Source organism: Aquimarina brevivitae (assembly GCF_004216895.1).
GTDB classification, from domain to species: Bacteria; Bacteroidota; Bacteroidia; order Flavobacteriales; family Flavobacteriaceae; genus Aquimarina; species Aquimarina brevivitae.
Window position 1 is genome coordinate 713775 of the sequence record NZ_SGXE01000002.1, and the last position, 11835, is coordinate 725609.

11 protein-coding genes are annotated in these 11835 nt (G+C 35.0%); 5 read left to right on the forward strand and 6 right to left on the reverse strand.

The window, feature by feature from the left end:
* Positions 1-44 precede the first annotated feature (44 nt).
* Positions 45-902 carry a hypothetical protein gene (locus tag EV197_RS10890; RefSeq protein ID WP_130286788.1) on the forward strand — a complete coding sequence of 286 codons (858 nt, stop codon included), beginning with the start codon at positions 45-47 and terminating at the stop codon, positions 900-902.
* Here EV197_RS10890 and EV197_RS10895 read toward each other — a convergent pair.
* From EV197_RS10895 to modA, 3 genes are read right to left on the reverse strand one after another with little or no spacing between them, the layout of a single operon-like run.
* Positions 899-1738 (reverse strand): ATP-binding cassette domain-containing protein, encoded by an 840-nt coding sequence (locus EV197_RS10895; protein WP_130286789.1) that lies wholly within the window; start codon positions 1736-1738, stop codon positions 899-901. The genes EV197_RS10890 and EV197_RS10895 overlap by 4 nt on opposite strands.
* Positions 1735-2406, reverse strand: a complete 672-nt coding sequence (gene modB, locus EV197_RS10900; protein ID WP_130286790.1) for a molybdate ABC transporter permease subunit — start codon at positions 2404-2406, stop codon at positions 1735-1737. Before modB ends, EV197_RS10895 begins: the two co-directional genes overlap by 4 nt.
* Before the next feature lie 3 nt (positions 2407-2409).
* A complete protein-coding gene (modA, locus tag EV197_RS10905) occupies positions 2410-3177 on the reverse strand; it encodes a molybdate ABC transporter substrate-binding protein (protein ID WP_130286791.1) in 768 nt (255 codons plus the stop codon).
* Positions 3178-3345: 168 nt separating this feature from the next.
* On the opposite strand from modA, the gene EV197_RS10910 reads away from it, so the two are divergent.
* Together EV197_RS10910 and EV197_RS10915 are read left to right on the forward strand one after the other, a co-directional pair.
* Positions 3346-5205, forward strand: a complete 1860-nt coding sequence (locus EV197_RS10910; protein WP_130286792.1) for a DNA topoisomerase IV subunit B — start codon at positions 3346-3348, stop codon at positions 5203-5205.
* A 64-nt stretch (positions 5206-5269) separates the two neighbouring features.
* Entirely contained in the window at positions 5270-7927 is a 2658-nt protein-coding gene (locus tag EV197_RS10915; RefSeq protein WP_130286793.1) for a DNA gyrase/topoisomerase IV subunit A, read from the forward strand.
* A 139-nt stretch (positions 7928-8066) separates the two neighbouring features.
* Here the strand turns inward: EV197_RS10915 and EV197_RS10920 are convergent, their stop codons facing one another.
* The 3 genes from EV197_RS10920 to EV197_RS10930 form a co-directional block, all read right to left on the reverse strand.
* Positions 8067-8639, reverse strand: a complete 573-nt coding sequence (locus tag EV197_RS10920; protein ID WP_130286794.1) for a PhnA domain-containing protein — start codon at positions 8637-8639, stop codon at positions 8067-8069.
* Positions 8640-8736: 97 nt separating this feature from the next.
* The gene (locus EV197_RS10925; protein ID WP_207224205.1) at positions 8737-9117 is read right to left on the reverse strand and encodes a DNA topoisomerase IV; all 381 of its coding nucleotides are present in this window, start codon (positions 9115-9117) and stop codon (positions 8737-8739) included.
* Positions 9118-9193: 76 nt separating this feature from the next.
* Positions 9194-9685, reverse strand: coding sequence for a helix-turn-helix domain-containing protein (locus EV197_RS10930; protein WP_130286795.1), 492 nt, complete (start codon positions 9683-9685; stop codon positions 9194-9196).
* Positions 9686-10080: 395 nt separating this feature from the next.
* On the opposite strand from EV197_RS10930, the gene EV197_RS10935 reads away from it, so the two are divergent.
* Positions 10081-11238, forward strand: coding sequence for a M14 family zinc carboxypeptidase (locus EV197_RS10935; protein ID WP_130286796.1), 1158 nt, complete (start codon positions 10081-10083; stop codon positions 11236-11238).
* Between the two features lie 75 nt (positions 11239-11313).
* Positions 11314-11793, forward strand: coding sequence for an Lrp/AsnC family transcriptional regulator (locus EV197_RS10940; protein ID WP_130286797.1), 480 nt, complete (start codon positions 11314-11316; stop codon positions 11791-11793).
* Positions 11794-11835: the final 42 nt, after the last annotated feature.

Sequence of the window (11835 nt, forward strand, 5' to 3'; positions counted from 1 at the left end):
ATGCTAAGCCTATGATCTATAAGTACATTCTACCTCTTTTTTTGATGTTTTTTTTAACAGCTAAGGCGCAAAGTGATAAAATTAAAGTTGTTAACCCAACATCTGATTACGTTAAAATTATCGATGTTCAGAATTTAGGATCTTGGACAGAAATTTCACTAGAATTTAGACCAACCACTGCTATTAACGCAACGCTACATCCACCAACGGGCAAATCTCCGTATGTATTAAGTGATCGGCGAGGTAATCGCTATGCGTTAAAAAATCAAGTAGGATGGACCGGCCCTAACAGTGGTGGTTATGGTACTATTCGCTTAAATGCAGGGGACAGAAAAGTAGTAAAATTATTTTTTGATAAATTGCCTAAAGCCAAAGATATTTATTCGTTAACTGAATTAGGTTGCGAAACAGGGTGTTGGAATTTTTATGATATTATACTAAAGGATGATAATTACTATCTTGATGTGCTCAGCGATTCCGTTGATAGCAATACTTATAACGAGAAAAAAGGCAGGGCTAAATTTTCAGATACCTGGATCGAAAAAAATGTAACGAATAACAGCGGAGAAAAAGGTATAAGGTTTCATGCTAAATTTAATCTTTATGACCTTGAAGGTAAAGAACTACGTATGATAGTTCGTCTTATGAATGAAGATGGTACCTTTGTAAAAACGGAAAAATACGGCTATAGAAATGCTTCAGGTCAATTATCGTTGTACAAAAAGTTAAAACCAAAATATAAGAATACCGTTTATAAAGATGCAACGGTTTTTTTGCCCTTTGCTATTCTTAATCTACCACGTGGAGATCATAAGTTGAAATATGATGTGGATGTAATTTATCCAGATGGAACACTGCTTAAACATTTTGAAATTACACCATTTACGTATCAGAGTTATTAGCAAACATCTCTATTTAAGTAAAAAGTTTCGTTTAACGAAATTTGAATGTCCAAATTGACTTCAATGGTAATTGTTTGGCCTGCTATGTCAAGTACTACTTTTTGGTGGTTTTCGTTTTTTTCAATTCGAACTACCTTTCCTTGTAGTTGAAGCTTGTTGTTTAAAGTATTAGTATTGATTTCAGGTTTTCCTTGATGCACAATCTTACCCTCTTTTATGGTGTAGATGTAATCTGAAAGTGATTCAATTTCGTCCCTATCGTGGCTAATTAAAAGTGTAGTCAGCTTTCGCTCTTCGCTATAGTTTTTAAGATAAGTCTGTATCTTACTTTTAAGTTGTGCATCTAAAGAAGATAAAGGTTCATCTAATACCAATAGACTAGGTTGTTGTACCAATGCTCTGGCTAAGGCTACCCTTTGTTTTTGACCACCAGATAATTTTTCTGGTCGCTCACCTTCAATTTTAGACAGTTCCATAACATCAAGTATTTTTGAAACCCAAGGAAGTGAAGTCTTATTTGGTAACGCATAGATTAGATTTTGTCGAATGCTCATATTAGGGAATAACGCATAATCCTGAAAAACAAACCCAACAGTTCTATCTTGTGGTTTTTTAAAAATATTGTGTTGCGAATCATACCAAATAGTATTATCAATAGTAATAAGTCCTTGATCCGGTTTCATAAAGCCACCAATCATCTTGGCAATTGAAGTTTTCCCTGCCCCGGATGGGCCATATAAAGCTGTAATCTTTCCTTTACTTAATGTAAAATCAACGTCAAGCAACATTTCCCCTTTAGGTCCGGATAACTTTTTATGAAGTTTAATCTGACTCATAACATAGTTTTTCTAAATATCTTGGAATTACTGCTGTACACAAGTAATAATAATAAAAAAGTTATCACCAGTAGGATTAAAGAATAGTGATTAGCGCTATCATACGATAAGGCTTCTACTTCTTCATATATAGCGATGGAAGCGACTCTCGTTTCATCTGGTATATTGCCTCCAATCATCAAAACAACTCCAAATTCTCCCAGGGTATGCGCAAAAGATAACACAATTCCGCTAAGTAAGGCAGTTTTGCTATTCGGCAAAAGGACTCTAAATAAGGTTTGAATTCTTGTTTTTCCAAGCGAATAAGAGGCTTCTTTAAGGTTTGCTGGTAAATTCGATAATCCAGACTGAATAGGTTGTACCATAAACGGTAAACTATATAGTATTGACGCAAATACCAATCCTTCAAAACTAAACACCAATTGAAGATCAAAAAACGAATTTATAAATTTACCGATACTACTCGAGGGGCCTAATGAAATAAGAAGGTAAAAACCCAAAACGGTAGGAGGTAACACCAGGGGTAAGCTTATAAAGGTCTCAATAAATGGTTTTAATTTTGATTTGGTGTAGGCCAACCAATAGGATATAGGTAATGAAATAACGAATAAAATAGCTGTGGTAACAGCAGCCAATTTAAACGAAAGAAGTATTGGTCCCCAATCCATAACTTATTTTTTTGAAAGTGTTAGATATCCAAATGTACTAAGTATTTCTTTGGCTCGATCAGAAACCATAAAATTGCTAAATAACTGTGCTTCGGATTTATGGGTAGTATTTTTTAAAATAACCAGGCTTTGGTTAATTGTATCATAGTATTTTTGGGGTATTTCCTTCCAGCGTCCGACAGTTTTCATTTCGGGGCTTAAAACAGTTGATTTAGAGGTGACTCCGACAGTAACAGTATTAGAATACACAAAATGATTGACTTGCGATATGCTTTCAGCTATGATCACTTTAGATATTATACTGTCAAAAACGGTCATATTTTTTAAGGCTTGCCAAGCTGCTTTGCCGTAGGGCGTATGTCTGGGATTAGAAATTGCTAAGGTACTGATGTTTTGGTCAGTAACCGTAAAATCCTCTATGAATACGTCATCTCGCAGCGTCCAAAGCACAAGTTTTCCCTGGGCGTAGAATACGGGCTTTTCTTCTGTTAACCCTAAGCTGTATAGTTGATTAGGGTATATGGTATCAGCAGAGACAAAGATATCATAAGGAGCGTTTTCTTTTATTTTAGCAAATAATTTTCCGGATGATCCTAATATAACCTCACAAGGTACCCCAGTTTCTTTAGTAAATTCCTCGACCAACTCATCGAGAACAAACTGAGTACTGGCCGCAGCCGTAATTCGTAATTTATTATTATTTTTTGAACTGCAAGAGGTGTAAAGCAAAACAAAAGATAATAAAGAAGTAAGAAAAATGTATCTTATCATAGCATTAAAAACTATATGCAAATAACAAAACTATGGATTTTTAAGTTAGGGTAAGTAATACAATGTAATCAACAAAGATAAACTGATAATTGTTAATTAATTTACACTACAGAGGTTTCAAATGTGTGGCTATAGCCTTATATTAGCCAGCATTCTACCCAAATTTTTATGAGTCAAGAAACAAAATATACAGAGGATAATATACGGTCCCTAGATTGGAAAGAGCATATTCGTATGCGTCCCGGGATGTATATCGGTAAGTTAGGAGATGGTTCTTCTCCGGATGATGGAATCTATATTTTACTAAAAGAAGTCTTAGACAACTCCATTGACGAATTTGTCATGGGAGCAGGAAAAACTATTGAGATTTCTATACAGGGCAATAAAGTAATTGTTAGAGATTATGGTCGTGGGATTCCATTAGGGAAAGTGGTAGATGTAGTGTCTAAAATGAATACCGGGGGTAAATATGATACCCGGGCTTTTAAAAAATCAGTAGGACTAAATGGTGTAGGAACCAAAGCGGTTAATGCGTTATCTACATTTTTTAGGGTAGAGTCAACTAGAGATGGAAAATCTGCCTCAGCAGAATTTGAAACCGGTAATCTTACCAACGAAGAAATACTTGATGAAACATCGCGAAGAAAAGGAACAAAAGTTTCTTTTATACCGGATGATACGATATTTAAAAACTATAAATATAGAAACGAGTATGTAGAGAAGATGCTTAAAAATTATGTGTATCTCAATCCAGGATTGACCATAATTTTTAATGGCGAAAAATACTACTCAGAGAATGGTTTAAAAGATCTACTTGCAGAAAGTATCAATGAGGATGATCGGTTATATGAAATTATTCACCTAAGAGGTGATGATATTGAAGTAGCTATTACGCATAGTAAAACACAATACAGTGAGGAGTATCATTCCTTTGTTAATGGGCAACATACCACGCAAGGAGGTACCCATCAGTCTGCTTTTAGAGAAGCCGTGGTAAAAACGGTACGGGAACATTTCAATAAAAACTATGAAGCAAGCGATATCCGAAAGTCTATCGTTTCTGCCATTAGTATCAAGGTAATGGAACCGGTTTTTGAAAGTCAAACTAAGACAAAATTAGGTTCTACCGATATGGGCGGTGATTTGCCAACGGTACGTACCTATATCAACGATTTTGTAAAAACAGCACTCGATAATTATTTACATAAAAACACAGAAACCGCCGAAAAATTACAGCGTAAAATATTACAAGCGGAGCGGGAACGAAAAGAGTTATCCGGTATTCGAAAATTGGCAAAAGAACGTGCTAAAAAAGCGAGTTTGCACAATAAAAAGCTTCGAGATTGTCGGGTACACTTAACCGATAGCAAAAAAGAGCGAAACCTAGAAAGTACGTTATTCATTACTGAGGGGGATTCCGCTAGTGGTTCTATCACAAAATCCAGAGATGTTAATACACAAGCCGTATTTAGTCTTAGGGGTAAGCCACTGAACAGCTACAATATGAGCAAAAAGATTGTGTATGAAAATGAAGAATTCAATCTTTTGCAAGCAGCGCTTAATATTGAAGAGTCAATGGAAGACTTGCGGTATAATAATATTGTAATTGCCACCGATGCTGATGTCGATGGAATGCATATTAGATTACTGCTAATAACCTTTTTTCTTCAATTTTTTCCAGAATTGATAAAAGAAGGTCACCTCTACATATTACAAACTCCTTTATTTAGGGTAAGAAATAAAAAGGAAACGATTTACTGTTATTCTGAGCAAGAAAAGCGTGATGCTGTCGAAAAGCTTAAGGGAAAACCTGAAATTACCAGGTTTAAAGGGTTAGGAGAGATCTCACCTGATGAGTTTAAGCATTTTATTGGAGAGGATATACGTTTAGATCCAGTAATGCTGGACAAAGAGAAAAGTATAGAGGAATTGCTGTCGTTCTATATGGGTAAAAACACACCCCAACGACAGGAATTTATTATCGATAACCTCAAAGTAGAATTGGATACCATAGAGGAATTATCATAAAAAAAGCATTCAACATCCTGTAAAATAATATTAAGTTATTTAATCAAAAGCCCCATAACTACGTATGGATTTGGAAAACGAAAACGAAGAATTACAAAATAACGAGTCCAATCAAAATGAACCACAGGAAGAAATAACCAAAGTTTCTGGGATGTATCAGGATTGGTTTTTAGATTATGCATCATACGTAATTCTTGAACGTGCTGTACCTGCTATTGAAGATGGATTAAAACCGGTACAACGTAGAATACTGCATTCCATGAAAGACTTAGATGATGGTCGCTATAATAAAGTAGCCAACATCGTTGGTCATACGATGCAATACCATCCACACGGTGATGCCAGTATATCTGATGCGATGGTACAGATCGGTCAAAAAGACTTGCTGATTGATATGCAGGGTAACTGGGGTAATATCTTAACCGGTGATGGAGCTGCGGCAGCACGATATATTGAAGCTCGATTATCAAAATTTGCTTTGGACGTTGTATACAACCCTAAAGTAACGGATTGGCAATTATCGTATGATGGGCGTAAAAAGGAACCCATTAATCTTCCGGTAAAATTTCCATTGTTATTGGCTCAGGGTGCTGAGGGTATCGCAGTAGGTCTGAGTACCAAGATTTTACCTCACAATTTTATAGAACTCATCGATGCCTCCATAAAGCATTTGCAGGGAAAGCGGTTTAAATTGTTTCCAGACTTTCCAACAGCTGGTATTGCAGATTTTACGAATTATAATGATGGTAACCGAGGCGGAAAAGCACGGGTGCGTGCTAAAATTTCACAATACGACAAAAATACCTTAGTGATTACAGAAATTCCTTTTTCTACAACCACTACTACTTTAATAGACTCTATTCTTAAGGCAAATGATAAAGGAAAGATAAAAGTTAAAAAAATTGAGGATAATACCGCAGCCGAGGTAGAAATTTTGGTGCATTTGCCATCAGGTATTTCACCAGACAAAACCATTGACGCCTTGTATGCATTTACCAATTGCGAAGTTTCGATTTCTCCATTAGCCTGTGTAATTGAAGATAATAAACCGAATTTTATTGGTGTTTCCGAAATGTTAAGACGTTCTACGGACAATACCGTAGAATTATTGAAGCAAGAATTAGAGATAGAACTCAATGAGCTCGAAGAACAATGGCATTTTGCATCTTTAGAACGGATTTTTATTGAAAATAGAATTTATCGCGAAATTGAGGAGGAAGAAACCTGGGAGGGTGTTATAAAAGCTATTGATGAAGGATTAAAGCCACACATCAAACATCTGAAAAGAGCAGTAACAGAAGAGGATATTGTGCGTTTAACCGAGATTCGAATCAAGCGTATCTCTAAATTTGATATTGATAAAGCGCAACAAAAAATTGAAGCCTTAGAAGACGGTATTGCTAAGGTAAAACACAACCTTGAGCATCTTATTGACTACGCTATCGCACACTTCAAAAGATTGAAGGACACCTATGGTGCAGGAAAAGAGCGAAAAACCGAAATAAAGATCTTTGATGATATTGAGGCGACAAAGGTAGTCATACGTAATACCAAGTTATATGTTAATCGAGAAGAAGGTTTCATAGGTACTTCTTTACGCAAAGATGAATATGTAACGGATTGTAGTGATATCGATAATATTATATGTTTTACCGCGGATGGAACGATGATGGTTACTAAAGTGGATAGTAAAACGTTTATTGGTAAAAATATTATCCACGTTGCTATTTTTAAGAAAAAAGACAAGCGAACCATATACAATATGATTTATCAAGATGGTCGAGGCGGACCGTCTTATGTAAAACGCTTTGCAGTTACTTCAGTGACTAGAGATAAGGAGTATGATCTAACCAAAGGGAAGAAAGGTTCTAAAGTACATTATTTTTCTGCGAATCCTAACGGTGAAGCGGAAGTCGTTACAATTTTCCTAAGACAAACCGGAAGCATCAAAAAATTAAAGTTTGATCTGGATTTTGCAGACTTACTAATTAAGGGTAGAGGTGTAAAAGGTAATTTGGTTACTAAGTATAATATTAAAAAAGTTGAACTCAAAGAACAAGGCGTTTCTACCTTAAAGCCTAGAAAAATTTGGTTTGATGATACAGTGCAGCGATTAAATGTCGATGGTAGAGGAGAGTTGCTTGGAGCCTTTAAGGGAGAGGATAGGCTGCTGATTATAACCCAAAAAGGATTAATTAAAACGATCGTTCCAGAATTAACTGTTCATTTTGATGACGATATGATTGTTCTGGAAAAATGGAAACCCAACAAACCCATTTCTGCTATCTATTGGGATGGAGAAAAGGAACGCTACTATGTGAAACGCTTTGTAATTGAAAACCCAGAAAAAGAAGAATACTTTATTTCGGATCATCCAAAGTCGTATCTAGAAATTGTTTCTACCGATTATAAACCAATGGCAGAAATCGTTTTCTCTAAGAGTAGAGGAAAAGATCAAAGACCCAATGAAGAAATAGATATCGAAGATTTTATTGCGGTCAAAGGAATTAAAGCCCAGGGAAATCAACTAACTACCCACAAAGTAAAACAATTGAATTTATTGGATCCTTTGCCTTTTGAAGAAGCAGAAGAAACACCAGCAGAAGAAATGGAGGTAATTGAAGAAGAAACCGTTTCTAATGACAAAGACGATACTGATGGTACTTTGGACACAAAATCTGGCGGTGCGGATAGCGACGGAGAACAAACCAGCTTATTCTAATTCAATAGATTTATATAATTTATACAATAAACAAGCCCCTTTTCAAAAAGGGGCTTGTTTATTGATATGCTATGGTAACTGATCAGAAAATAGATAAGTCATACGATTTTCTACTAAATAGGGGTTAACTAATCAGTGCTTAGGATTTTTTGACGTATTTAGTGAGGATTACAATTTGCTGTCCGTTGACTTTACCTTCAATATGCTCAGCATTATCGTATACCAATGAAATATTTCGTACTGCGGTTCCTCTTTTAGCAACAAAGCTAGTTCCCTTTACATCAAGATCTTTAATTAAAACCACATTGTCTCCTGCGGTTAAGCGGGCTCCATTAGTATCCAAGTGCTTTATAGCATCCTTATCATCTTGATGATCGTTTGTGGCTTTAGCCCAGGTCAATGTTTCTTCATCTAGGTAGAGCATATCCAATAAATCTTGTGGCCAGCCTTCATCTTTAAGTTTGTGTAGCATTCTCCATGCGGTTACCTGTACACCGGGTACCTGGCTCCACATAGAATCATTGAGGCACCTCCAATGGTTTGGATCTAAATTTTCTGGATTATTGATTTGTTTTTCACAAGTGCTACAAATAACAATCTGGGCATCAAAACCTACATTTGGGGATTCCGGAACGTTATAGACTATAAGCTCTTCAGGCTTGCTACATAACTCGCAGCAAGAGTTACTTCTTTCTGTTAAATAGTTATCCATATCATGAAAATGAAGTTAACTTTATTTTTAATTATTTGATTATTAATTATTTAAATATATATATCTAAAGTGAAAGTTTAATAAAAATAAAGAACTGTTACTTTACTTTGGTAACAGTTCCGCGTTGTTTATTAGAAGATCCTACTAAGCCATATTCGAAGGTATAGGTATTCTTATTGGTAGTTAAGATCTTCATATGTAGTGCTTTTTGTTCAGCCATATTTTTTGGATTGATTTTCTTAACGATATACTCGCAATCATTAATCCATCGAATAGCGGAAGTATCACTCTTTCCCTGAAAATAATCGATTTCTAAGGTGTCATTTCGTACAAATGTAGTCTTAGCAAGTTCTCCATCAATTAGCGCTTCAAATTCAAAGGTTCCAGTATGAAAATCAGTACAATTTCGTTCTGCAGAGGTACAACTTATGACAAGCAGTGTAGAGATAATTAAAATAAGCGGATATAAAACCTTCACGTAATTGTAATTTTATGGGTGTAGGTTGCAAAATTAAAGTTATTTATCAGAATACGATACATTTCGACCGTTTCATTTACAGTGGCGCATACGATTTAAAGGTTCCGTTTTTATAAAACAATACAATTTTTTCAATAGCCTGATCCGTAAAGGTAGTATTGTCTACGGGTACGTTGAGTTGTTCCTTAGGTTTAGGACCAGAGGTAGAAAAAACGTTCTCTTCCTCGTTAGAACCACTAAACAAGTCTGATGCTTGTTGTGGTTCTTGTAAATTGTTCTTAGCTGGAGTAGTAGAAGTTTTGATTACCTCCTTGGCAGTCGTATCGTTTGATTGATTTGATGCAGGAGGAAAGCTTCCTTCGTTATACAACAACCAATGCAGACTGACTTCAGGATATGCTTCAACGATGCGCATAACAAAGTCTAAACTTGGTTTGTTTCTACCTGATAGAATATGTGATATAGAGGACCTCCCTACACCCATAGCGTCGGCAAACGCAGAAGCAGATATGGTATAGTGATCCATTATTTTTTCAATACGTTTTCCAAAATCTTTAGTGTTGACCATTGTAAACAGTTTAAAACTATTGAGTGTGTTACAAAGGTAAACAATTATCGCTGAACTATTTGTTTACATATGTAAAAAGTAATTCTACTAAAAAACGTGTATTAAAGTTAATATTCATTAAAAACGCATTAAACAACTGAAAAATAGTGTATTACTCTAAAAATATTAAGCTATAAATTAAAATGGCATTTATCATAAGAGTTATCGTTTTTTATACTGAATACGTATTTACAGTTGTAAACATACACCCTGAATTTAGTCTGTTACTTTTGTAAACAATTATTGTTTACAGTTGTAAATCTAACTTAGGTTTACATTTGTAATCTTAAAAATTCTACCTACATACAGGTATAAATCTTCCAAAACTATAGTATTTTTGAAGTATAAACACAGTTATGGATCCACAACAATTACATTCTTTGTATCTAAGGCATAAGGAAGCTTCTTTACACGGACGATATATCTCTTCTAATCATATACAACCCTTAATTGATAGGTTACGGAATAGACTGTCCATCAAAATCATTGGTCATTCAGAGAAAGATCAGCCCATATACAAACTTTCTTTAGGATCAGGGAGCATCCAATTGGTGTATTGGTCGCAGATGCACGGCAATGAAAGTACTACGACTAAGGCTGTCTTTGATTTTATAAACATGTTGACGCAATCAAAGTATACATTTGTAAACAAGATACTGGAAACCTGCACACTACATATTATTCCAATGCTTAATCCAGATGGTGCTAATGCGTATACACGGCTTAATGCAAATAAGGTAGACCTCAATCGCGATGCTCAGCAACGCACCCAAAGGGAAAGTGTTATCTTAGATAAGGAACTACGTGCTATACATCCAGATGTTGCTTTTAATCTACATGGCCAACGCACCATTTTTAGTGCAGGTTCTAAACGTAAGTCTGCTATCGTTTCCTTTTTGTCCCCTGCTGCTAATGCTGACCGTGGGCTTACGGATAGCAGAAAAATTGCAATGGATATTATTCTTGAAATGAATACCATTTTACAAACTGTAATTCCAGATCAAGTGGGTAGGTATGATGATGGGTTTAATATCAATTGTGTTGGTGATACGTTGGCGAATAGAGATGTTCCTGTCATCCTTTTTGAAGCTGGGCATCATCCTGATGATTATGATCGCGAAATAACCCGAAAACTTATTTTTTATGCCTTAGTATCATCTGCTCATTATATCAGTACAGCAGATAATTTAGGTGAAGGGTATGATGCTTACTTTTCAATACCTGAAAATGAAAAACTTTTCTATGATATCGTTATCCGCAATGTCATTTTAAATGAAAAAAACGTGGATATTGCTGTTCAGTATGAAGAAATTTTAGATGATGATGTAGTAAAGTTCTTACCAAAAGTCTCTAAAATTGGAGATCTTAGAAAATTTTATGGTCACCGAGAAATCTTAGGTCAAAAAAGGGTCATACGCAACGAAAACGTTAGAAATCAAATACTCCCAGACACTATATTGTTAAAATTTTATTTAGATGCTGAATTATTCTCAACAGAATTAGTAAAAAGTTAAAATAAAAATCGTGATTAGTCGATTTTTCTGCTAAATTTGCAATCTAATTAATCGGGAAAATAATATAGAACTACTATGGCCAAGTTTAAATTAGACGAAGTTGATCACCAGATCTTAGACATGCTAATCGAAAATACCCGTACACCGTTTACGGATATTGCAAAAAAATTATTAATTTCTGCAGGTACGGTGCACGTACGTGTTAAGAAAATGGAAGAAGCCGGAATTATTGAAGGTTCATCGCTGACATTGGATTATAAAAAATTAGGATATTCTTTTATAGCCTATGTTGGGATTTACTTACAAAATACCTCACAGACCAAATTTGTGTTAGAAAGAATATATGATATTCCATTTGTAACAGTAGCACATATTACTACTGGCAAATTTAATATCTTTTGTAAAGTAAGAGCAAAAGACACCAATCATGCTAAAGAAATTATTTTTAAATTAGATGATATTGATGGAGTATATAGAACAGAAACGATGATTTCTTTAGAGGAAAGCATTAATGATAAGAAGCGTTTAATGCACTCTATTTTTCAAGATATGTAAGGGTATTCCATTACCATAAACTATAGAAACCCTTTAAGTAAT

Excerpts from the sequence above, each read along its gene's own strand:
- modA (WP_130286791.1), bottom strand. The coding sequence starts at position 3,177 with ATGATAAGATACATTTTTCTTACTTCTTTATTATCTTTTGTTTTGCTT.
- EV197_RS10935 (WP_130286796.1), top strand. The coding sequence starts at position 10,081 with ATGGATCCACAACAATTACATTCTTTGTATCTAAGGCATAAGGAAGCT.
- modB (WP_130286790.1), bottom strand. The coding sequence starts at position 2,406 with ATGGATTGGGGACCAATACTTCTTTCGTTTAAATTGGCTGCTGTTACC.
- EV197_RS10915 (WP_130286793.1), top strand. The coding sequence starts at position 5,270 with ATGGATTTGGAAAACGAAAACGAAGAATTACAAAATAACGAGTCCAAT.
- EV197_RS10920 (WP_130286794.1), bottom strand. The coding sequence starts at position 8,639 with ATGGATAACTATTTAACAGAAAGAAGTAACTCTTGCTGCGAGTTATGT.
- EV197_RS10890 (WP_130286788.1), top strand. The coding sequence starts at position 45 with ATGTTTTTTTTAACAGCTAAGGCGCAAAGTGATAAAATTAAAGTTGTT.
- EV197_RS10930 (WP_130286795.1), bottom strand. The coding sequence starts at position 9,685 with ATGGTCAACACTAAAGATTTTGGAAAACGTATTGAAAAAATAATGGAT.
- EV197_RS10910 (WP_130286792.1), top strand. The coding sequence starts at position 3,346 with ATGAGTCAAGAAACAAAATATACAGAGGATAATATACGGTCCCTAGAT.
- EV197_RS10895 (WP_130286789.1), bottom strand. The coding sequence starts at position 1,738 with ATGAGTCAGATTAAACTTCATAAAAAGTTATCCGGACCTAAAGGGGAA.
- EV197_RS10940 (WP_130286797.1), top strand. The coding sequence starts at position 11,314 with ATGGCCAAGTTTAAATTAGACGAAGTTGATCACCAGATCTTAGACATG.